General features: G+C 38.3%; 15 protein-coding genes. 13 read left to right on the top strand and 2 right to left on the bottom strand.

Annotation, left to right across the window (positions count from 1 at the left end):
- Together LY28_RS19710 and LY28_RS15910 are read right to left on the bottom strand one after the other, a co-directional pair.
- Nucleotides 1-649: NTTRR-F1 domain (locus LY28_RS19710; RefSeq protein WP_133250203.1), on the bottom strand; the 649-nt coding region annotated here is incomplete at its 3' end.
- A gap of 566 nt (nucleotides 650-1,215) precedes the next feature.
- Nucleotides 1,216-1,677, bottom strand: coding sequence for an NTTRR-F1 domain (locus LY28_RS15910; protein ID WP_110463175.1), 462 nt, complete (start codon nucleotides 1,675-1,677; stop codon nucleotides 1,216-1,218).
- Between the two features lie 533 nt (nucleotides 1,678-2,210).
- On the opposite strand from LY28_RS15910, the gene LY28_RS15905 reads away from it, so the two are divergent.
- From LY28_RS15905 to LY28_RS15845, 13 genes are all read left to right on the top strand, one after another.
- Entirely contained in the window at nucleotides 2,211-4,124 is a 1,914-nt protein-coding gene (locus LY28_RS15905; protein ID WP_110463174.1) for a methyltransferase domain-containing protein, read from the top strand.
- Between the two features lie 122 nt (nucleotides 4,125-4,246).
- Complete coding sequence (locus LY28_RS15900; RefSeq protein WP_165835603.1) at nucleotides 4,247-5,254, top strand: glycosyltransferase family 2 protein; 1,008 nt, start codon at nucleotides 4,247-4,249, stop codon at nucleotides 5,252-5,254.
- 19 nt (nucleotides 5,255-5,273) lie between these two features.
- Nucleotides 5,274-6,350 (top strand): FkbM family methyltransferase, encoded by a 1,077-nt coding sequence (locus tag LY28_RS15895; protein ID WP_110463172.1) that lies wholly within the window; start codon nucleotides 5,274-5,276, stop codon nucleotides 6,348-6,350.
- 134 nt (nucleotides 6,351-6,484) lie between these two features.
- Nucleotides 6,485-7,507, top strand: coding sequence for a polysaccharide biosynthesis protein (locus LY28_RS15890; protein WP_110463171.1), 1,023 nt, complete (start codon nucleotides 6,485-6,487; stop codon nucleotides 7,505-7,507).
- Nucleotides 7,508-7,510: 3 nt separating this feature from the next.
- Nucleotides 7,511-8,707: a non-hydrolyzing UDP-N-acetylglucosamine 2-epimerase gene (gene wecB / locus LY28_RS15885; RefSeq protein ID WP_110463170.1), complete on the top strand. Its 1,197-nt coding sequence runs from the start codon at nucleotides 7,511-7,513 to the stop codon at nucleotides 8,705-8,707.
- A 3-nt stretch (nucleotides 8,708-8,710) separates the two neighbouring features.
- Complete coding sequence (locus tag LY28_RS15880; RefSeq protein ID WP_110463169.1) at nucleotides 8,711-9,577, top strand: dTDP-4-dehydrorhamnose reductase family protein; 867 nt, start codon at nucleotides 8,711-8,713, stop codon at nucleotides 9,575-9,577.
- A 551-nt stretch (nucleotides 9,578-10,128) separates the two neighbouring features.
- Nucleotides 10,129-11,172, top strand: coding sequence for a 3-oxoacyl-ACP synthase III family protein (locus LY28_RS15875; RefSeq protein WP_110463168.1), 1,044 nt, complete (start codon nucleotides 10,129-10,131; stop codon nucleotides 11,170-11,172).
- A gap of 70 nt (nucleotides 11,173-11,242) precedes the next feature.
- Nucleotides 11,243-11,488: an acyl carrier protein gene (locus tag LY28_RS15870; RefSeq protein ID WP_110463167.1), complete on the top strand. Its 246-nt coding sequence runs from the start codon at nucleotides 11,243-11,245 to the stop codon at nucleotides 11,486-11,488.
- Between the two features lie 30 nt (nucleotides 11,489-11,518).
- A complete protein-coding gene (locus LY28_RS15865; RefSeq protein WP_110463166.1) occupies nucleotides 11,519-12,559 on the top strand; it encodes a 3-oxoacyl-ACP synthase III family protein in 1,041 nt (346 codons plus the stop codon).
- Nucleotides 12,560-12,660: 101 nt separating this feature from the next.
- Nucleotides 12,661-14,148, top strand: coding sequence for a class I adenylate-forming enzyme family protein (locus LY28_RS15860; protein WP_110463165.1), 1,488 nt, complete (start codon nucleotides 12,661-12,663; stop codon nucleotides 14,146-14,148).
- 57 nt (nucleotides 14,149-14,205) lie between these two features.
- The gene (locus LY28_RS15855; protein ID WP_110463164.1) at nucleotides 14,206-22,737 is read left to right on the top strand and encodes a type I polyketide synthase; all 8,532 of its coding nucleotides are present in this window, start codon (nucleotides 14,206-14,208) and stop codon (nucleotides 22,735-22,737) included.
- A 202-nt stretch (nucleotides 22,738-22,939) separates the two neighbouring features.
- Nucleotides 22,940-23,671, top strand: coding sequence for a 4'-phosphopantetheinyl transferase family protein (locus LY28_RS15850; protein WP_110463163.1), 732 nt, complete (start codon nucleotides 22,940-22,942; stop codon nucleotides 23,669-23,671).
- A 102-nt stretch (nucleotides 23,672-23,773) separates the two neighbouring features.
- Nucleotides 23,774-24,742 (top strand): alpha/beta fold hydrolase, encoded by a 969-nt coding sequence (locus LY28_RS15845; RefSeq protein ID WP_110463162.1) that lies wholly within the window; start codon nucleotides 23,774-23,776, stop codon nucleotides 24,740-24,742.
- The last annotated feature ends 183 nt before the right edge of the window (nucleotides 24,743-24,925 follow it).

Here is a 24,925-nt window from a genome sequence, read left to right as displayed (position 1 = left end):
CGCCGGCAGGTCCGATAGGTCCAGTTACCCCAACAGGCCCGGTAATTCCAGTCACACCAGCAGGCCCAGTTACACCAGCCGGTCCAGTGATGCCAGTCGGTCCAGTTGGTCCAGTTGGTCCGGTGGGTCCAGAAGGTCCAGTCGGTCCGGTAGGTCCAGAAGGTCCGGTGGGTCCAGAAGGTCCAACAGGACCTTCTAAAAGAGAAACATCATCAATAAGTACGTCAGAGGAACCAGCCAAACTGTTTTTGCTGATGGACAGGACAGCAAAGTCTGTTCCGGCAGGTGCCGGAAATGTAATGCCGCTGGCTTTATACCAAATGCCTCCGTTTACATTAGGAAGAGAACTTTCAGCGATACTGATTACAACACCTGTTCCTAGAAAATTAAATGAGACATCAAAGTATGAAAGTACAATAGATACTATGGGATTGGGCAATGCTCCGACTTTAGCCAGATAAGCACTGATCCCTGCAGGTTGACTGAAATCACCATAAACAGTTTGATATAAAACAGATGTCCCATTTTGCATTTGAGCAGAATAAGTTCCGGTATGGCTGTATAAGGATGTTATTATTCCTTCAACTTCACTCCAAGGGGGAAAAGAACCTGTTTCAAAGCCGCCATTTATAACAAGTTCAATGGCCATATTATATTCACCTCCCTGTTAATTAAATAAAAGCATATTTTGGCAAGGGTATGCTATATAAGCAATATATGTTAAATAGGAGTGTTTGCTACCCATATAGATACATCACTCAAGGAAAGGAAAATATTAAGATTTTGAAAATAGTGAAGAAAAATAATCGGGCAAGAAGTATAAACCAGTACTTGTTGCCCCGAAGAGATATAACTTGATACTTCTATGAAAAAGAGAATCTTTAATTTAAGAGAATATTTCTTTTAAGCTTCCTTAAATTATACTTTAGAGGTTCAGCTGATATTAATTGACTTACAGTGCTTGTAATAAGATGAGCACCTAAGTAATAGCATAACCTGTACATTTTAACCTTAGACTGTGTTGCGGGTAGTACTGATTTTTAAACCCATATAATTGACTAAAGTCAATTACGGTTCAGACCTTCGCGACGCTTTTTTCAGCCGAAATAAGCTTTTAAATTTGTTTTGACTTTAGAGGGCTTCAGCCTAAAACCCAAGCTATCGGGCGATTACATCGTTTGATTAGCTGATAGTAATTAACTTTTTATGTATTTTTTATACCATAAGCAGGGATATGTCATCTGCAACTATTTCTGCGGAGTCCTCAAGGACGCTTTTTGTCACTGTAAGTATGGAATAAGCAGTTTCACTAGGTGCAGGAGAGATAGTTTTATAAATTTGCAGCCAAGAATTATCTGTAAGACTTCCTTCTGCAACTTCAAGAACCAAGCTTGTTCCAAGGAGATCAGAGTCTTTGTCAAAATATGTTAAGACAACTGCGACTTGAGGGTTAGGAAGATTTCCTGTTTTTTTAACGGAAGCAACAATTTCAAAGCCCTCACTAAAGGTACCATTAATAGTTTGTGAAATAACTGATGGAGTATCTTTATTTTCCATTAGAACTGCAAAAAGTCCTGTGTGCCGGTATTGCGTTGTTATAGATGAATTAACTCCTCCCCATGGAGAAAGAGAGCCTGTATTAAAATCACCATTTACAACAAGATTACGTATTGCCATATTTTTATACCTCCTATACATGATGGCAAACATATTGTAAAAATTTACAAAGTTAGCCTCATATATAGTCTATGCAGATAAGTTAATTAAGTTGCATTTAAAATAAAATAACTAAGACAATTACCTCAAAGTAAAAACGGTATTACCGGCAGAGGACACCTAATGATTCGACTATATTAATTTACTCAGCTTTTTTGTTGGAATTGAAGGTGTCTAGCATAATCAATAAACAGCGAGGATAAAAATTTGTTATTTGACTTTGGGGGGGTTCAGCCTCAGACCCGAACTATCGGCTGATATCATCGGTTCGTAATTGACTAAAGTCAATTACGGTTCAAGCCTTCGCGATAATAGAATATCGAGACAATATTTATATCATGACGATATATAATTGCCTTTTCAGTCAAAATAGCTTTTAAGCTGATTTTGAGCGCAGCTTGGGTCTGAATTTGTTTTTGATTTTGTTAATATGTGGTATTATACCCGTTAAAAGCATATATATTAGTAAAATTGATAAATAGGTGATAAAAATAATGGTTCGGAGAAAAATAGCTTTTTTTTCAAAAGGTAATGACAGCTTCATAAAGGACATAATTGAAAGATTATCAATACAATATGATACTCAAAGGATTACAATTGAAACACCAAAAAATAACAAGCTGATAGAACAAGGGATGGAGTGGGCTGATGTTTGCTGGTTTGAATGGTGCGATGATCTTTTATCATATGCAAGCAGGCTTAGTATAGCTAAAGAAAAGAAAATTATATGCAGACTACACAGCTATGAGGCCTTTAGTCTATTTCCAGCCCAGATAAATTGGGATTGCGTGGACAGACTTATATTTGTGTCTGAAGATATTTGCAGATATGTTTTAGCTCATTTCAATGTGGATAAGAATATTACACTTGTCATACCTAATGGTGTTGATTTGGATAAGTGGACATGGGAAAAGCGGGGTTCAGGCTTTAATGTAGCCTATGTCGGATATATAAATTATAAAAAGGGCCCGATGCTTCTATTGCACACAATGAAGGCTATACATATGCAGGATGACCGTTATAAGTTTTATATTGCAGGACAATTTCAGGATCCGAGATTTTGGCTGTACTTTGAACATATGATTAAGGAATTTAAGCTTGAAAATGCAATATTCTTTGAAGGCTGGCAGAGGAATTTGAATAAGTGGCTGGAGAATAAAAATTATATATTGTGTACAAGTGTGCTGGAGTCTCAGAATATGAGTGTAATGCAAGCAATGGCAAAAGGTATTAAGCCTGTGGTTCACAATTTTGTGGGAGCAAAAAATATTTATAAGGGCAAATATTTATGGAATACAATATATGAAGCTGTCTGCAAGATTACGGAGTCCGATTATAATTCAAATGAATACAGAGAATTTATTACAAATAATTATTCACTTGAAATTCAAATGAAAGCTATAGATGAAATGATTAGGGATTTAATTTATTCGGGAGAAAATGAAAATGATTTTGATTATAAAAGATACTGGAATAATAGATTGAATTTGTATTTTAATATTGAAGGAGCAGGGTATCTGGGGCTGGGGGAAATATATAATGAATTATTATACCGGAACAGGATATCTTTGCTGGAGGGTGTGGTAAATAAAGCCTTTGGAGATATACGCAATAAAAGAGTGCTCGAATTGGGGCCCGGAATAGGAATATTTACAGAATTCTTTAATAATATGGGTGTTCAAAGGTATGAGGGAATAGATATCGCTTTAAAATCAGTTGATGATTTGCAGAAAAGATATAGAAGCTATCAGTTTAAGCATGGGGACATATGTGATGACAGCTTCTATGACGGGGAATATGATTTGATATTCAGCGCAGATGTATTAATGCATATTACAAATGAAAATCATTACGGCAAGGCAATCAATAATATTTCAAAGCATTTGAGTACCGGAGGACTTTGTATATTGCTTGACCCAATCAGTGTAATAAATGCAAAAAGCGAGTCGCCGCATGTAATTATTCGTGATAGGAAATATGTTGAACAGGGCATTGGCAAAAATGCACTTAGATTGACAGAGATGCTCCCCGTAACATACTTTATGAATTATCCCTTTGACAGAGAAATTATCGGAAGTAATGCAAGCAATGCACTTAATATATTTAATTTTATTCATGATGTTTTTATGGACTCGACAATTAGTGATGAGGATAAAAGGATAATAGGGGAATATATTTTGTATAGGGATAGAAAGCTTTTGTATACTAATGAGGCTGGCTTGTCGGAGAAGCTGCTTATAATACAGAAGGAGAATGGAAAGCTGGATTTTAATATTAAGATAAGTGAAATATTTGACATCAAAAGCATAGATAATGAAATTGATGCAATTAATAAAAATTTTACTGAAAATGAAACAAAGCAAAGAGATGCATTAGAAAAGTTAACAGCACTTATTAATTGCTTTTAATACCTGAAATTTGTGTAACAAAATTTGTAATTGAAGCATAAAATAATACTAAACAAATTAAGGTTTTCTTTGCATGCCGAAAATTGGCCTGTAAACCAAGGTATTTAAGGAGGGAAAGTCTTTTGTGCTTACCACTGGTTACCATCGGAATAATTAATTATAATTGTAAAAAGTTCTTAGAGAACTGTGTTCAATCATATTTGAAGCAGTCATATGACAATATTGAAATAATTATTGCAGATGACTGTTCAACAGATGGGTCAATTGAAGTAATAAAAGAATTAGAAAAAAATAATGAAAGAATACGAGGCATATACCATAATAAAAACAGCGGAGGACCGTCACAGGCCATTCAGGAGATTATCCGGGAAGCAAAGGGCAGATATTTTCAATGGCTGGCATCTGACGACTATGTTGAAGCTGATGAAGTTCAAAAGCTTGCAGAGTATCTGGAAAAAACCGGAAAGGATTATGCTTATTGCAATTTCAAAATTGTAAATGAGAATAATATTGTAACGTCACAATGGAGGTATACCCTGCCTACACTGGATAATATGGTTTACAGGATATTTACCAACTGTTCCGGCGTTATTCCCATGAACGGTTTGTACAGACTTGAATTTTTCCGGAAAAATAATATTACATGGATTATATACAGAAATAATGACCACTCCTGTGATACTATCAACTCCCTCAACTTTATTATGAACGGCATGAAATACGGAATGGTAAATGAAGGCTTAATCTACTACAGGCTTCATGATAGCAACTGCTCTCATAATGTTGAGCAAAGAATAAAAACATCCTTGATAGTATATGATTACATAATTAAAAATTTCAATGAAGAAATATATCTGCCGGATATCAATTGGAAAGGCTCTTCAAACAGAGAGCAGCTCAAGAATTATACCATAGCATCATTTCTTTACACAAGGATGATTGACTATGTGAGGTCAGGTGGAATACCGCAGCATATTAAAAATAACATATCTGGAGAGAAGCTTAAAGAATGTATGCACACATTTATTGATGAAGGAATGCAATATATTCAACTTGGATTGACACAAGGAAATGTCTTGCACAATGAGCTGATTGAAATAGAAAAGAAGTATAAAAATTTTTTTATATGAATTTGAAAGGAAGTCGGATATGGCTGAAAAAATTATTGATATCGGCACAGCAGGGAACGAAACGGAGCAAGCCGGTATTATTTCTACTCTTCAAGGCAGAAATATTATATTATACGGTGCAGGAGGCATAGGATATACAACAAGCAGTATCTTAAAAGATAAAGCTTGTAATGTTTGCAGCTTTATCGATGATGACAAGGCTAAGCAGGGTACATATGTAAATGGAATCAAGGTTGTATCCCTTGAGGAAATAAGCCGTGATACAGAGGATATAATACTGGTATGCCTGCCAAACCCTATGACTGTCTACGACAAGCTTAAAAATATGAACTACAGGAATGTTAAATATTATCCTGTAATGATGAGTGAAAGACACTTTTATGATACATCCCTGCTTGTAAAAAATCAGGATTCAATTGAAAAAGTATATGGCATGTTAGCAGACGATTTTTCAAAGGCAGTATTCAAAAATATATTAAAGCACAGAGCTACAATGGATTATACATATATGAGTGATATTATAAGTCAAAAACAATATTTTCCTTCTGACATATTTGAACTGAATGAAAGAGAATGCTTTGTTGACGGAGGAGTATACGACGGAGAGACAATAGCTGCTTTTGTTGAGGCTGCAAAAAATAGCTTTGATTACATATACGGTTTTGAACCTGATCTGCAGAACTATAACAAAATAAAAGAAAATATTAAAAATATAGATAGCAGCAGATTAAGGCTGTTTAATTCAGGGCTTTACTCCAAAACCGGAGAAATAGCCTTTAACAGTAACGGTAACAGTGCCTCGTTTATATCTGAGACGGGGAAGGATATAATTTCACTGATAAGCCTTGATGAAGCTGTGGAAGAGCATATACCCACATATATAAAGCTGGATATAGAAGGGGCTGAAAAAGAAGCACTGTACGGCATGAAAAATACCATACTGAATTATCACCCAAAGCTGGCGGTATCTGTTTATCATAAAGCGGCTGATTTATGGGAGCTGCCTTTGATTATCAGCAATATGTCTCCCTCATATAAAATTTATATAAGACATTATTCAGATGGCTTGCATGAAACGGTTTGCTATGCGGTATAAATTGCCGGCAGAATTATGTCATTTTTATCAGCTTTTAAAAAGCAAATGTACGCATGTATTTTCAGGCTGCCAGCCAATTCAGCCATATATTTTACGTTATTTGAATCGCTGTATCACAGCGGGATTGGAGGCATATGTTTACCGGAAAGACATTACTTATCACTGGGGGTACAGGTTCCTTCGGCAATGCCGTCCTAAATAGGTTTATTAATACAGATATAAAGGAAATCCGCATTTTCAGCAGGGATGAGAAAAAACAAGATGAGATGCGCCGCATACTCAATAGCGATAAGGTTAAGTTTTATATCGGAGATGTCAGGGAGTATAACTCTTTATACAAATCCTTGCTGGGAGTTGACTATGTTTTTCATGCGGCAGCCTTGAAGCAGGTGCCTTCCTGCGAGTTTTACCCGATGGAGGCAGTCAGGACAAATATAATAGGCACCGAGAATCTTTTGAATGCGGCAATTGAAAATAACGTGAAAAGAGTTGTTGTATTAAGTACCGATAAAGCTGTTTATCCCATCAATGCAATGGGAATGTCAAAAGCCATGCTGGAAAAGATAATGGTGGCAACTTCGAGAAATGTAAGTGAAGAGGAAACAGTATTATGCGGAACCAGATATGGCAATGTAATGGCTTCAAGAGGCTCTGTTATACCGCTGTTCATCCAGCAGATAACGGAAGGGGCGCCCATCACCGTAACAGATCCTTATATGACAAGATTTATGATGTCCTTGGAAAATGCAATTGATTTGGTGCTTTATGCCTTTTGCAATGCAAAACAGGGAGATTTATTCATCCAAAAAGCGCCTGCCGCCACAATACTGGAGCTGGCAAATGCCTTGAAGGACATATTCAGTGCCGGTAATGAAATAAAGGTAATAGGTACCCGTCATGGTGAAAAGCTATACGAGACATTATTAACACGAGAGGAAATGTCAATAGCCGAGGACTTGGGAGATTATTTCAGAATTCCGGCTGATAACAGGGATTTGAATTATGACAAGTATATAAGCTGCGGGAAAAGCATTTCTTCCGAATTCAAGGATTACAATTCCCATGTTACCAAAAGATTAACCTATGAGGAGCTGAAAAAATTACTTCTGAGTTTGGATTGTGTACAAAAACAATTAAAATTGATGCAGGGAGTTTAGCATATGCTCAAGGTAATGACCATAGTAGGAACAAGGCCTGAAATTATTAAATTAAGCAGAGTTATTGATAAGCTTGACAAATGTACGGAACATATCCTTGTACATACAGGGCAGAATTTTGACTATGAATTGAACGATATTTTCTTCGAGCAAATGAGAATAAAAAGGCCTCGGTATTATTTGAACAGTGCGGGAAAGACCTCTGTGGAGACAATTGCAAATGTACTCGTCAAGGCTGACGAGGTTCTGGAAAAGGAAAGGCCTGATGCAGTATTGATTTATGGAGATACTAACAGCTGCCTGTCTGTAATTGCCGCTAAACGTAAAAAAATACCCATATTTCATATGGAAGCCGGAAACCGTTGCTTTGACCAGAGAGTGCCCGAAGAAATAAACCGCAAAATGGTGGATCACTTAAGCGATATAAATATGCCTATATCGGAGCATGCAAGGAGATATCTGCTTCAAGAAGGGATTAAAGGGGAAACCATAATAAAAACCGGGTCGTCAATGAAAGAAGTATTTGACTTTTATAAAAATGATATTAATAAAGCTGATATATTAGAAAAACTAAAGCTGAAGCCAAAAAATTATTTTGTGGTAAGCTCGCACAGAGAAGAAAATGTTGATTCGGAAAAGAATTTCAAGGCTTTAATTGAAACATTAAATTCCATTGCAGATAAATATAAAAAAAGAATTATTGTATCAACACATCCGCGAACCATGAAAAAAGTAAAAACTCTTGATAAGGCCCTTTTAAGCTCAAAAATCGAATGGATAAAGCCAGTGGGATTTTTTGATTATATAAAGCTTCAAAAAAATGCCTTTTGTGTTATATCGGACAGCGGAACTGTCACAGAAGAAGCTGCCTTACTTTCCTTTCCTGCCGTTACAATAAGAAATGCTCATGAAAGACCGGAAGGGATGGATGAGGGTGTGCTTATCATGTCAGGACTTAGAGCAGATAGGGTATTACAGTCTGTTGATATTGCGGCGGATTCTGACAGAAGGGAAGCACAGGATATAAACAGGGATATGGCATCAGGTGAAAATATAATTCCCGGAGAAGAGGAAGCACTTATATCTAACAACTCTTATGTATGTGATTACAATGCTTCCAACGTATCCGACAAGGTTGTACGGATAATCATGAGCTATACGGATTATATCAGACGGACAGTATGGAGGGAGATGGAATAGCTAATGGGCAGGAATAAAATATTGGTTATGGGCTCGGCAGGAATGGCAGGACACGTTATGACTTCGTACCTTGAGGAAATTGGAGCCTATGATGTATTTAATCTTGCACATAAGAAAAAGCTGAATGAGAAATCAATTCTGCTGGATGTAACTGATTTTGCCGTACTTGAACAATTCCTTGATAAAACAGGCTTTGATGTCATAATAAATTGTATCGGACTTTTAAATCAATATGCAGCTGCTTGCATAGACAGGGCAATTCTTATAAATTCCTATCTGCCGCATTTTTTAGAGAGTAAGTATAGAAATACTCAAACGAAAATTATTCATTTAAGTACTGATTGCGTGTTCTCAGGGAAAACAGGCTCTTATACTGAAAAGTCCTTTAAAGACGGCGACACATATTATGACAGGACAAAGGCCTTGGGGGAAATCGGAGAAGGCCGCAACTTAACCTTTAGAACCTCAATAATAGGTCCGGATATAAACTATGACGGGATAGGTCTCTTTAATTGGTTTATGAAGGCCAAGGGGGAAATAAATGGTTATGTAAATGCAATCTGGACAGGTGTTACAACAATTGAGCTGGCAAAGGCCGTAGAAAAAGCGGTGCTGAAAGATATATCCGGTCTGTATCACTTGGTTTCAGATAAAAGTATTAATAAATATGAGCTGCTTTCACTTTTCAAAAATATTTTTAATAAAAAGGATGTCCATATAAATAAATATAACAATGAGCTTTTGGATAAAAGCCTGATTAATACACGTCGTGATTTTGATTATAAAGTTCTCGGATATAATGCTATGATATCAGAAATGAGAGAGTGGATTTTAAAGCATTCGTCTTTTTATCCGCATTATACAAGCTAGCTGTGCCTTCTGAGTATAATTTGATTATCAGGTATCTCGCAATTAAGGATGCCGTATTTATAATAAATATAAATACCTAAAAGGAAAACTATCAGTTAAGCCTCTTTAATTTCCTCAGAAAAAAATAAAATTAATAAAATTTTTGCAGACACAGCTAATAAGTGATATACATAATAAGGCTATACAAAAAGTATAGCTTAATATTTTATGTAAACATATAGCTAAATGCCATATGTCTTATAAATTTCATTATTTCATGGAATATAATGTAAAATAAAGTAAAATAAACCTGCAAAATTCATATCCTTTCTACTCATATATCATCAAAAAATTGATGAATTTTTTTGATTTTTCACATGCCTGTATGTAAGCTGATGACAAAAAATAATACTTTAGTATAAAATTATATTCAATAGTAATAAAAAGTTTTAATATAAGATAAATACAGTAATGCATTATGTTATATAATATGTTAAAATAGGATAATTAAGATATTTATTGTTAAATTAGAGTCGTAAATATGCAGTTATAATATGAATATTGGAGGCGCTATGAGACAAAATAACTTCGTTTTTCCAACTAATAAAAAAAAGTATTTCAGAAAATTCAGCAAAGTTATATCTGTTGCTGCATATTTGCCGGAAAAAGCTGTAACAAATGAAGATATTATAAGAGATAATAAGCTGGCCGTAAAAGACAGTGTAATTCGCAAGTCTATTGGTGTTTATAAGCGGAGAATTGCGGAGGCTGATGCTGTCGATTCGGATATATTGGCTCACGCTGCTCAGAGCTGTATAGACAAAGCCGGCATCAATGCGGATGCTTTATCACGAATAATTGCTACCAAGTTTTTCGGGGACAACCTTTTGCCGATGACAGCCAGCATGATACAAAGAAAAATAGGAAGTACATATGCGACACAGTCGTTTGATATTGACGGAGGCATAAATTCTTTTTTGCAGGCTCTTGACCTTGGGACTCGTTATATTAACAGTGGAGATGATTATGTGCTGATATCTTCCGGCGGAGTATGCAATCGGCTGATCAGCAAGACTGACCCAAGAGTTGCGTTTCTATTCGGGGATGGGGCAGCTTCAGTTTTGTTGGCACCATCTGAGGAGCCTCATTTTTTGGCGGGTTATTTTTTTACTAATTATAATTACTATGAAATTGCCACTACACAGAAGCTTAAGCCTGAGTTTACAAAGGAATCTTTTGAAAAGGGGGATTTTTCATTATTCTATGACTATTATCGAATGGATAATTGGAAGCTTGCGGAGGATTTCTATAGAACGGCGGCCATTACAGTAAGAGATTGCCTTCTTGAGGAAAGTAATCTTAAAATGAGTGATATCGATCTTGTCCTTGCCACAGAAAATAATAAGGCTATTTGGGAGGTAACCTTGGATGCTTTGGGCGTAAGTCAGGAAAAAAGCATTTCATTGATACATGAGTATGGAAATACCATGTCTGCGATGCTTCCATTACTTTTAGATGAAGCATATAGTACCGGGCGTATTGAGAGTGGAATGAATATTCTAATGCTCTCTCATGGAGAGGGCTTCAGTGGGGGTGGTATGATTTACAGAGCGTAAAAGAGGGGTTGTGAACATATAACATATAGAAGTTTGGGAAGGGTTAAATATAATATAGGGGGAAGCAGTTATGACGCAAGATGAGATTTACAGAAAAATGAAGGAAATACTTGTGGAGTATTTTCGTCTGGAGGAGGACGAGGTTACTCCTGAAACGCATTTGATTGATGATTTAGGAGCAGATTCTATTGCTATTGTTGAGATGAGCTTTCGAATTTCAGAATGTTTTTCAGTTCCGATTGTAGAAGCAGATAATGAGCTTTTAGTTGTTAAAAATATGGCAGAAAAAATATACCGTCAGATTAATATCGCGTAATCTCAATAACTAGTAAAGAGGCTGTAAAATATGAAGACAATTATAAAATATCCGCCAGTCAGTGATTTAAACATCACCCGGTACGCTAAAATACTGTCAACAGGAGCTTATCTGCCTGATAATATTGTGACTAATGATGATATTATTAAGCGGTATAACTTAATTGCGACAGACAGAGCAGTCAGATATTCAATAGGTATAAGTGAACGGAGGTGGGAAAACAAAAATCTGGATGTTGCTGATTGTGTGGCTTATGCAGCCAATCAGTGTCTTGAGAGAGCCAATATCAGTATTGAAAAGGTTGATCGTATTATCTATTCAAAATTATTGGGAGATTATAATGTACCTGCAACAGCCATTGGTATGCTGAAAAAGCTCAATGCAAAAAAGGGTATTCCCGCATATGACTTAACGGCTGCCTGCAGCGGTTTCATACATGCTATGGATATGGCACTGCGGTATATAGATTCGGGAGATGATTATATTCTGATACTTGGCGGTGGCTTGACAAGCTGGGCATTGGCCAATGATTTTAACAAGATTGACACACGTACTGTATTTTTAATGGGCGACGGAATAGCAGCAATGCTTTTAGGAGTAACTAAAGAAAAGCATTTTCTTTGTTCATACATTCAGACAGATAATACGCATTATGAAGTCGGATACATGCCTCTTGGCTTATCGTTGTTAAATTCTAAAGAAAGCTTATCCAGTGATATGTTCGGAATGAAAATTGAAAATGGAAGAATTCTTAACGAGAATGCTGTTGAATCCGCGGTGGTTACAGTAGAGAGACTGCTGGAATCCGCGAAGCTGTCTATCGAGGATATAGATATCGTTGCCACATCCGATCAGACAACTCAGCTTTGGGAGGGTCAGCTGAAAGCGCTTAACATACCGCTTGAGAAAAGTGTAAGCCTTTTTCATAAGCATGGGAATACAGCTTCAGCAATGAGTCCCCTGAATTTCAATGAACTGGTTGTTTCCGGCAGGCTGAAGAGAGGCATGACGGTTTTAATGATGGCTCACGGAGCCGGAGCCAGCGGGGGAGGAGTTATATTCAAATATTAATATAACTAAGGTTAAAAACAAATTTAAACTGTAATTGATTTTTAGTCAATTAAGCTTTTTAAATAAAAACTATATTTAAAAGAATAGGAAGGAGCGGTAAAATGAATTGTTGTGATTACCTATTCAATATAAAGCCTGAGCTTTTAAACAATGAAGTAATAGTAGATTCGGAGAATGGAAGAAGATACACCTACAGGGCCTTGCAAATCGCTGTAAAAAAGTTTGCAAAATTTTTAATGGATAAGCATTTCAAAAAGGGTGCTACTATTGCCATTCATTTATATAATGGCTCGGAAACTGTAATTGCGTATCTTGCCTGCCAATATTGCGGTTTTATTTCATGTATTGTCGATCCGATGTTTAAGCCCTTTGAGCTGCAATATTATTTAGAGGATTCGGAAGCCGTCTGCCTTATTACATTCTTAAAAAGTAAAAAGGATATAGAAGAGTTAGGCATGGATATTTCTATAATGCATGACACTGACATAGACACAATTTGTGATGTTCCTGACGGAGAGCAAATCAATTCAGAGCCTTACGATATAAAGGAGGATGAGGTATCAATAATTCTGTATACTTCAGGCTCGACCTCCAAGCCCAAGGGAGTTATGCATAATGTATATAGATGTAAGGCTCATATTGAGATACAGAAGGAGATAGGCTATACCTTTACTAAGGAGGACAGGCTTGTCTGCTTTGTGCCCTTTTCACATGCATACGGATGTGTTGATATACTGTTTGATGCTATGGAATATGGTGCTTGCGTTGTTATGATGAGGTCATTTCAGCCGCAGAAGCTTGCAAGGCTTATAGAGTCGGAAGGGATAACACATCTTTTTGGAGTCCCGACACATTATTCTCAATTATTAAGATATGAAACCATACTTCCGCAGCTAAGAATGCTAAAAGCAGCCTTTGTTGCGGCAGCGCCTTTAAACCATATAACAGCGGTGCAGTGGCAAGAAAAAACAGGAATATATTTAAACGAAGGATATGGACTGTCAGAAACCTGCACACTAACAATTTTCAGAGATGAATCAATAGAGATCACTCCCGGTAATGTAGGAAAGCCGGCAACAAAGGCTGCCAAGGTTGAAATTGCAGATGAAGAGGGGAGGCCTCTTGGGCAGAATGAGGTTGGAGAAATAAGAGTAAAAGGGCCGAACGTAATGCTGGGCTATTGGAACAAACCTGAAGAAACCGGCAGGAAATTAAGAGAGGGCTGGTTTTATACAGGAGATTTTGCATATAAAAACGACAGGGATGAGTTTGTTTTGTGCGGCAGAAATACGGAATTCATCAATGTGGCAGGAATAAAGGTATCACCGGTTGATGTTGAGGCAGTGCTGAACCAGCATCCGCATGTATCAGAAGCAGCGGTTGTAAGCCAGAAGGATGAGATGTACGGAGAGGTTGTAAGAGCTTTCGTTGTATTGAAACAGGAGAAAACACTTACTGAAAGGGAGCTGATAAGGTTTGTGTCAAGCAAGCTTTCAAGTTTTTCGGTTCCCAGAAGTATTACATATATTGAAGGTTTCCCAAGAAACAATATTGGAAAAATAGATAAAAACGTACTGTCAAAATATTAAGAACTCAAGCTTTAAATTGTCTTTAAATAACTTAGAATAGAAACAGGGGGTACTTCTGTGGCCAAATATAATTATTCAGAGAATGAAATTGCAGTTATTGGTATTGGAGGTATTTTTCCGGAGGCTGCCGATGTAAATCAGTTTTGGAATAATATACTCAACAAAAAAGTTTCTATAAAAAGAATACCCGATGAAATAGTAAGCAGTGAAATATTTTTCCGCCCTGAGCTATATGGAAAAATTAATAAAGAGGACAAGTCATATACTCATATAGCAGGGCTTATTGATCATCAGACTTACCAGAAGTCAGGTTTTAAGCATAAGATTCCTCCGGCTGTGGCGGAGCACATGGATAGAAATCAGCTTGCATCTATATATTGTGTGGATCAAGCCTTTGAGTTTATGGGGGGCAAGCCGCTTCCCAAGGAGCATACGGCAGTCATTCTCGGTAACGGTCTGCCCGGAATAAAGTATGATCAGGTTCTTCAAAGGATGAGCTTTCAGGAAATAGAGTATTATCTTAGAAAGGATACGCTGGTACAGGGAAAACTTTCTTCGGAGGAATTTGAGGAGGTTATTAGTAAGCTTAGGGAGGAATTTTTAAAAGGTACTATACAAATTACAGAGGATAGCTCTCCGGGTGTTTTGCCGAATATCGTTGCAGGACGGATTACAAATGTCTTTGACTTACGGGGGCCTTCCTTCACTGTTGATGCCGCATGTGCATCGTCGCTTGCGGCTATTTCATGCGGTGCTGAGGGTCTGATAAGCAGAGAATATGATGCGGTGATAGCCGGTGCCGCCGATGTTTCCGTATTGGCACCCGGATTAAGCTTATTCTCAGGAATAAATGCTTTATCACCGGATGGATCATATCCTTTTGATTCCCGTGCAAATGGATTTGTAATTGGCTCGGGTGCTGGAGTTATCATTATGAAACGTCTTAGCGATGCCATACAGAATAAGGATAAGATACTGGCTGTTATATCAGGCTATGGCAGAGCCAGTGATGGCAAGGGGAAATACATAGCTGCCCCCAGTGAGGAGGGACAGGTAAGGGCCATAGAAATGTCCTCCAGAATGGCAGGATATCCTGTTGATACAATAGAAATGCTGGAAGCACACGGCACAGGCACGCAAGTAGGAGATCCGACTGAGGTAAATGCTTTGAAAAAAGCATTCAATAATTTAGGCTGTTCCAGAAAGGAATTCTGCGGAATAGGATCGGTAAAATCCAATATCGGGCATTTGCGCTCAGCTGCCGGTGTGCCTGGCGTACTGAAGGCTATTATGGCGTTAGATAAAAAGATACTTCCTCCTACAGCTAATATTCGGGAGGTTAACCCAAAATTAAAATTAGAAGGCTCCCCTTTTTATGTTCTGAAAAATGCAAAACAGTGGGAAGCAAACAGCAGCCATCCAAGAAGAGCCGGTGTCAGTGCGTTTGGCTTTGGAGGCGCTGATTATCATATCTCTCTTGAAGAGTTTAGAGAGGAATTTATAGGAAAGCTATATAACATTCCTTATCCGGCAGATAAAAATCAAAGCATCAATACGGAGGCTTCTGTTCAGGGCGGAGAAAAATTAATTCAGGAGGCTGTTTTATTTTCAGCGGATACAAGGGATATGCTTGAAAAAGAGTATGAAAAATTTATTGCTGCCGCAGAAACAGCTTCACCAAGAGATTTCAGACAGCTTGTTTTCCGGAATAATTCAATAGTTGAATATGGCAGAAATCTGAGGCTTTCACTAATGTGCTCAGGAGCTGAGGAGCTGAAAAAGAAATGGAGTACCTTTATAAAGCTGTATGAAAGCAATAGAATTAATAATACAGAAGAGCTGGCACTTGCAGGAATAAGCTTCGGAGCAGGAGAAGAGCTTGCTCCTGAAAAAATTGCAGTACTATTCCCCGGGCAGGCATCACAATATGCCAATATGGAGAAGGATATTTACGGCTGTTATCCTTCCTTCAAAGCTTCATACGACAGCTTTGATGCTATTTGGCAGGCTCAATACGGTAATACGGTTTCTTCAATGGTATTTGGAGAAGATGAGAATAGAATAAATGAGATAATAAAAGAAACACAAAATACACATCCTGCAATTTTTATAAGCAGCTATTGCATGTACAGGCTTTTCAAGGATATGGGGTTTGAGGCGGGATATATGATAGGACACAGTCTTGGAGAGGTAAGTGCTCTAGCTGCAAATGGAATGCTGTCCTTCAGGGATGCGGCAAAGCTTGTAGGCAAAAGAGGATATGCGTTTGCTTCCATTCCGCAGGATAAACGCGGGAAAATGCTCAGTATCAAGGACTCGCAGGAGGAAGCTGAAAAGCTTCTGGAAAAAACAGAACTAAGAATTTATACAGCAAATATAAATTCACCCAGCCAGACAGTTGTCGGAGGAGAGGCATCGGAGATCGAAAGGCTGGCGGCAATTCTGGAAAAAGATAAGATTACCCATACTGTATTAAATGTATCCCACGCTTTCCACTCACCTCTGATAAACAGTGCGGCAGAAAGCTTCTATAATGAAATAAGGGATATAAAATTCAAACAGGGCAATGCAAAAGTTATTGCAAATCATTTGGCAGACTATTACCCTGCGTCTGATGATGCCGCAGACAAAATACCCCAATTGCTAAGGGAACAAATAACAAGCCCTGTAAGATTTGCTGATTCTATAAACAAGCTTTACAATGACGGAGTCAGGCTGTTTGTTGAAATAGGCCCGGGCTCTGTTCTCAGTAATCTTATAAAGGATATATTGGCAGGTAAGGATATAAAAGTAATTACCTCTAATTTAAAAAAGAAGAATGATATTGAGTGCCTGAATAAGGCGATAGGAGAACTGTTTGCGGCAGGTGTGCATATTCAGGTTTCTTTACCTGTGAATAACACAGCCGAAACAGTAAGGATGCCGTCGGAATGCCATGCACATAAAGAAGGAATACCTGCAAATTCTGAGGATATTAATGTATCCGAAAAATTCTCCAATAATACACAGAGGGCGGCTCTTTATTCTGAGAAGCTGGTATACAGCGGTGTTTCTATCGGATTGCCCGGAACATATAAAAGGATATTCAGCGATGATAATTTTGATTTGTTATTTGAGGGAAGGAATCTAATTGAGAGGTTGACTGATGATGAACGTCAAAGTATGGCTGAGCTGAATATTACAAGGCTTGTTAAAAAGGAACAGGGCTCTGAATTCAGGATTTTATCCGCAATAAATGAGGTCATAGCACTGGCAGGCAAATTTGGTAATTTGAATATGGAGGATTACTTAGTAGATGCCGATATTCAGAAGCAAATGACCAAGACGGTGTGTGCGGCAGTTGCTGCAGGCTATGAGGCCTTGGCTGACGCAGGAATCCCTATGGTCAAGGAAGTAAGGATAGCCTCAAACGGTGCTGTATTAGAAGGCAGGTATGTGCTTCCTGAGGAAATGAGAGAGAGTACAGGGATTATATTTGCTAACGGGTTTCCTATGGTAGAGCCGTTTATTCAGGAGGTTTCCAGGTTTGTGGCTTACAAATTCGGAAAGAAATCCAGACAGGAAATGATAGCTTTTTATGAATATATAATAAGTCATACCAGTGATTATAGTATTAAAAAACAATTGTCCGACTGGTTCACCTTGAATTACTCAAGACTTAGTGACTGCTCAGGGCATGATGATGTCTACAGCTTTAATTCTGATTTTATGAGTCAGGTTGCCTCACAGGCAAATAACCGGTTAGCCCAGTTTATTGGTGCATCGGGACCGAACTTCCAGATAAATGCCGCATGCTCTTCAACAGCATATGCGGTATCACTGGCTGAGGATATGATTCGTGCAGGCCGTGCCGAAAGAATGATAGTTATAGGAGCAGATAATGCATCCTCGAAGGACAGCCTGAAATGGCTGGGCGGAGGATTCTTGTCCGCCGGTGCGGCAACTACCTCGGAGGATCTCTATTCTGCGGCAGTACCTTTTGATAACAGGCGAAACGGTATGATAATCGGTGCCGGTGCGGTAGGTCTTGTGATAGAAAAGGAACAGGCTGTCGAGGATCGCGGAATGGCAGGAATATGCAGGATAGTGGGTACTCATGCCTTTAATATGGCGGGGCATCAAACAAAAATTGACCCTGTGAAATTCAGTGAAGAGCTTGAGAAGTTTATATCAAGGATGGAAAGAGAAAATGGATTCAGCCGTACACAGATAGCCTCTGATACTGTTTATTTTTCTCACGAAACATATACTCCAAAAAAGGGCGGGTGCTCGCAGACTGAGAAAATTTCCCTTGAAAGGGTATTCGGAAGCGCATACAGGGATATTCTTATATGTAATACAAAAGGTATGACAGGCCATACGATGGGAGGTTCAATCGAGGAAGCGGTCGCGGCAAAAGCCCTTCAATATCAGAAGGTGCCTCCGATAGTAAATTATTTGGTTGAGGATCCGGAACTGGCAGGACTCAAGCTGTCCGGCGGAGGAAGCTACAGCTTCAAATATGCTCTCAGAGGTGTGGCAGGCTTTGGAGGACAGGGCAATTATAATTTATTGCAAAATATATCCATTGGTGACAATAGGATAGTCAATGCTTCTAAATATCAGGCATGGCTGAAGGCTGTTGCGCCATCATCTGAGGGGGTTTTGTGCAAGGATGGACGCTTGCTTGTAATAAAGACACAAAAGGGAAAAGAAGCTGATACGGAGAGCACTTTATCGGAAGGCTGCAATGCTATCAGTCAATCAAATAAAGATTTTTTCGCTGCCGATAAAAATATTGCAGGCAATAATGCTGGCATATCTTCTGTCAAGGCTGTTGTAAAGTCAGATATCCCGGAGAAGAAAAGTATTATAGACAGTATTTTAGATATATTTTCGGAGGTAACAAAGTATCCTAAGGAAATGCTGGATTTGGATATGGAAATGGAAGCAGATCTGGGAATAGACACAGTGAAACAGGCAACAATTTTTTCAATGGTTTGGGAAAGGTTCGGTATAGAAAGAGAGGAAGGAAGCAATATTTCAAATTATCCGACGATAGGTCAGATTATTGACTTGGCATATTCAAAGATGTCGGATTCGCCGGCTTTCAGCACATATAAAACGGATGAAGCTAAAGCTGCCGCAAATACAGCAGATATAGAAAATAATGCTCAGAATATTTCAGGTGCAGCAGGAATGAAAGCAGCAATAGAACCTGCAGAAGGCAGGAAATATTTAAAGGATGACGTTAAGTCAGAGGTAGTAAAGGTTATTTCTGAAATATCAAAATATCCTACCGACATGCTTGACTTAGATATGGAAATGGAAGCTGATCTGGGAATAGACACAGTAAAGCAGGCAACAATCATATCAATTCTCTGGGAGAGGTTTGCTCTTAACAGAGAGGAAGGACAGGGTATTGCCGGTTACCCGACAATAGGTCAGGTGGTTGACTTGATATACTCAAAAATACCCGACTCCCCTGTTCAGACAGGAAGGCAGGATAAGCAGAAAGGCTCAGAGGCTGTTTCCTGGGATAAGGTTCAAACAGAAGTATTGGAGGTTATTTCTGAAATATCAAAATATCCCGTTGACATGCTTGACATAAACATGGAAATGGAAGCTGATTTGGGAATAGATACAGTAAAACAGGCAACGGTTATAACTAGGCTGTCTGAAAGGTATGATATCCTGAAAGAAGAATGGCCTCAGGTTTCAGAGCTGCTCAAAATTGAAAGTATTATAAGTACCTTATTAAATATTATAAATAAAAGGCTCTCTGAGGATGCAGGCTTTCAGGCTAATGCTTTCGAAGAAGCGGCAGCGGCTGAACAGCCAAAAACCGGCATTGCGGAGGGCATCCTTCAAATAATAGCTAAGCACACATTATATCCGGTTGAAATGATTACATCTGATATGGAGCTTCAGCAAGATCTGGACCTTGATAAAAACAAAATGACATCAATATTGGAAGATATCTCGGACTGCTTCAATGTTGATGATTTTGGTATTGAAAAAGTAAGCAGGATGAACACTGTCGGTGAGCTTATTGATTATTTTAAAGAAAATATCAACAGATGTGAAGAGATATTATCCGAGACTTGTCTTGGAGAAGAAGAACCCGCCGGGATAGTATGGCAGGTGCCGATGCTTGTTGAACAGGAGCTGCCGGAGAAAGCGGTTGATATTAAAGCAAACAATATTTGCATTATTGGGGATAATGAGGCCTTTGTCAATGAAATTGCCTTGAGATTTGCCGATAAGGCTAATGATATATTTACATTTGTTTTTGACACTGAATTATCGGATGATGAATTAGTGAAGGCTGCAAGGGAATGTGTATCAAAGCCTATTGATGTAATAATAGATTGCTCTCATTTAGGTGCTGGCATTGATTTCAGCACGTTGAGCCTGACAGAGCAGAAAGAAGTTCTCCAGTCGTGCGGAAAAGCCAGATTTATATTTTACAAGGAAGCTGCTCAGCAAATAAATGATTTGTCCCTCAGAATTTTATGTGCTGTGTCTATTGACGGAGGAATGGGTTACCTTGATAAGGCTGTTCAGGATATAGATCCTTCCTTTGGAGCAGTCACCGGATTTTACAAGGGCTTAAAAAGAGAGTGGATAAATTGCAGCATACGAATAGTTGATTTTGATAAGCAGCTTGTATGTGACAAAGATAAATTTGTATTTCATATAATCAGTGAAATTGAAGCTTCCGGATTTGATTACGAAATTGCTTATAATTCCGGAAAAAGAATGGTTGTCAGAATCGGTAATTTCAATGAGCAGGAGTTGAGTCACGTCAATCTGGGCGGCAATGTGCATTTTTTAATAACAGGCGGAGCTCTGGGTATTACTGCAGAGATTACAAGGGCGCTTAATAAAAAATATAAGGGAGCTTTCACGATATTAGGAAGAACGGAGCTTCCTGAGGATATTGAAGCTTTAGCCAAGTTAAGTGAAGAGCAATTAAATGAAAAAAAATCTGAAATACAGGAGAGGCTGGCTAAAACTTACAGGAAGGTCACACCTGTTCTTATTCAGGCTGAATTTGAGAAGCTTACTAAGGCTGTGGAAATCTATAATATGCTGGAGGACATTAAAGCATCAGGAAATAGTATAAATTATACCGGATGCGATGTCAGAGATGAGAAATCTGTGAAAAAGGCAGTCAACAGCGCCGTAAAGAAAAATGGTGCGGTTAATTGTTTGATTCATGCAGCAGGAATTGACAGAAGTCATTTTATAAAGCAGAAAACGGTAAAGGAATTTGATGAAGTATATACAACGAAAGTAATAGGGGCATGCAATCTGATAAAATTCTGCAATACGGAGGACTTAAAGGAGGTAATCCTGTTTTCGTCTATCTCGGGCAGGTTTGGAAATGAAGCGCAGCTTGATTATTGTGCAGGAAACAGTTTCTTGAATGTATTGGCCAAGGCAATTAAGTCAAAAAGCCCTTCTGTCAATGCAGTAAGCATTGTTTGGTCAGGGTGGAAGGATATTGGAATAGCCTCGAGAAACGAATATATTAAGCAAAATGCTTCAAAAATCGGAATCAAGCTGATTAATACGAAATCAGGCGTAGATGGATTTATTAAGCTGTTGGAAAGCAAATTGGACATAAGCGAAGTCATTCTTAGTGAGGGCCTTGAAAATTTAACAGATCCGAGGCTGTTTATTAATGAGCTGGACAATGCAGTCCTGATTGACAGGGTGGATAAGCGAGGAAGCCTTATAACTAAGGCATATAAGACTTTTTCAGTGAATAAGGATGCCTTGATAGATCAACACAGACTCAGAAATGTGCCTCTGTTGCCGGCTGCTTGTATTATGGAGCTTTGTGCGGAATACTTTGCACTGCAGGCAGGAAGGCAGGAAGGCTATTGTCTGCGAAAGCTGGAATTTTTAAATCCCTTCAAGCTATTCCGGGATGCGGACAGAGAACTTTTTATTGAAGGCAAGCCGGACAATGACAGCTGGGATATATCAGTATATTCCTATTTCAAGCCTCAAAAGATGGGAGGGGAGACCTTGATCAGGCATGGCGGCATGTTGGTTTCCGGAAAAGCGGAGAACTATGATGATATGCATCCCTTGAACTGGGAATGGGTAACCAGCAATAATTTCAGTGTCACCAGCAAGCTTGATCTCAAAGATATTCTGCTTGACAGTAACGGGAATCAAATACTGAGCCTTGGAGCATTGTACTGGAGGATGGCGGAAACTGATGAATTAAGGGAACTAGATAATTTTCTTCATAATGAAAGAGGAGTCATATTTCCGGAGCTATTCCCGACTGAGCAAATATATAACAGCAATTATCCTCTTGACAGGCTGCTAATAAATCCTTGCTTCATTGATGCAATGTATCAGGGAGCGGCTCAGGATTGTGTTACAAAAAAGAAAAATATATATCTGCCATGGAGAGTTGAAGAATTCGGAATAATTAAGGTACCAAGAAAGGATGGGTTCTTCAGGGTTTTTGCGGAAGCTGTATCGGAGGATGAGGAATACCGTACTTACCGTATAGCCATTCTGGATGAGAAGGATGAACTTTGCAGCTATGCAAGAAATGCTACCTTCAGGCTTATCAGTAATTAGCTGTGCAAGTCAATTACTGCCGGCTGATGGTTTGGCTGCGGGATAAAACCCGAGCTTTGTTTGAAGCCGGTTTTGAAAGCATAATACGTCTGAAATACGATACGTATCGGCCCGATATTCTATTGCACGAGGGCTTGAAGCCGTAATTGACTTTAGTGAAGGTTTTTATTTGCGGCAGCTGATACTGATTAGGAGCAGACCCATGGAATATGAGAGTGTTGAAAGAGAAATAAATAATTTCCTGCGGAATGCTTCCAAGGAATTTGAATTTTATTATGAGATTATTAATATCAGACACTTCATGAGAAAGGTATTCACTAAAGACGAAAATGTCTGGTCGGCCTTTTCGGATGGAGAAAAGGCTGACCAGCATAAATTCAAGAGTCCAAAAAAGAGAATACAATGGATGGCAGGCAGGTATGCCGGTAAGATGGCATTTGTGAAAATGGCGGCAGTTAATGACACCGGTTCTGATTTCAAAAAGATAGATTTAAAGCAAATTCGTATACTGAATGGATTAAATTCGGCGCCGTATATTGAAGGATACCCAGGCTTAAATATTTCTATCTCCCATTCCTATCCCTATTGCGTAGCAGTAGTATCACAGCGCAGGATAGGAGTGGATATTGAGAATACTATAAGTGAAATTAAATCCTTACTTGGATTTTATTATACAGAAAATGAAATTAAAGAGCTTAATAAACTTTATTACCCGGGCAACGATGACAAGGCTTGTGAGGTCAACTGCCTTGCCACATTGTACTGGACTAGAAAGGAAGCTGTTTCAAAGCTCTATAGGCTTGGAATGAATATGGATTTTCACGAAATAGATACTGTATATAATATTATAAAAATAAACAATATTGAAAAGGTAAGAACCGTTTCAATCCAAAACAGATATTGCTCACTATCGCTGGCATTTGTGGAAAGCTAGGAAGAAGAAGCCGTACAAGAATACTGGTAAAGCTTTGTGAGGAAGAGGGTTACCACAGCTGCTTCACCAAATTTTTATGCCAAGCTGGGAGTGGAGGTTATTATGAATGAACAAAGCTCACGTTATGTGGATACTATAGCTATAAATAAAATAATAGAGAATAAGCTGTCAAAAGCAAGACATTCTCCAAAGGACAGCTATTTTAAATTAATTGAGGGGAATCCTTTTGAAGACATGGATAATATAAATACGAAGGCTCTCGAGGTCGCTTGCATAAGGGAAGAAGCCTGCGAAAGGCTGAGCTTTAAGTCCTTTGTACATACACCATATACTGAAAATAATTGCGCCGGTGTCATTGTATATAATGCTGAAAAGGCTATAGGAAATGTTGTTTTTGTACATGGCTTGTATGAGGATAATTTGGGGATTTATCAATTCCTCGTTACAATGCTTAATAAGCTGGGCTTAAATGTATATCTGATGATGCTTCCATATCATTACGACAGAAAACCCAAGGATAGTAGCTATAGCGGGGAATATTTCTGGAGCGCTGATGTTGCAAGATCTCAATGGGCGCTGAAACAGGCGGTATATGACTTGTATTCCGTCTGTAAAATTGTATCTGAAAAAAGCAGCTTGCCTGTGCAGCTGACGGGATTCAGCATGGGTGGATGTATGTCTCTTATATTGGCATCGGTTTGCAAAGAGATAAATAATCTGTTTATTATTAATTCTGTCAGTGTCCTTTCAAAGCTTACCTGGGAAAGCAAGCTGCTTGTAAATATAAAGCAGGATATGTGCAGCTACGGATATTGTTTTGAAGATATTAAAAAAGCTTTAATCGATTTTGAGCCTCTATCCAGAAAAAACAGCTATCTGCATGAAAAAAATATTATCCTTGCATATGGACTCTATGATCAGATAGTTCTTCAGGAAGATTATGAGTATCTGATAGGAAACATAGAATTTCGCGGAGTTAATAAATATAGTGCAGGGCACTTAAATATACTCAGGGTTCCAAGGCTGGCTAATGATATATTAAAAGGCTTTGGCTTTGAAAAAAGTACATAATTTCCTTCGTAAAATTTGAAATAAGTATTCCTAAAAAAAGGAAGTTGCGAAAAAAATCGCAACTTGTCTCATAATAAAGACCAAAAAAACTAATAATTTTTGTTCCAATGCCACATAGCATTTACCAGTTAATCCGGATAAATCCTACGCCGTATATTTTTACTGAACATACCTTTTACCCGA

It is taken from the genome of Ruminiclostridium sufflavum DSM 19573 (assembly GCF_003208175.1).
Lineage (GTDB): Bacteria > Bacillota > Clostridia > Acetivibrionales > DSM-1351 > Ruminiclostridium > Ruminiclostridium sufflavum.
The sequence above is the reverse complement of the archived record's forward strand: the minus strand, read 5'-3'. Positions and strand labels throughout refer to the sequence as shown.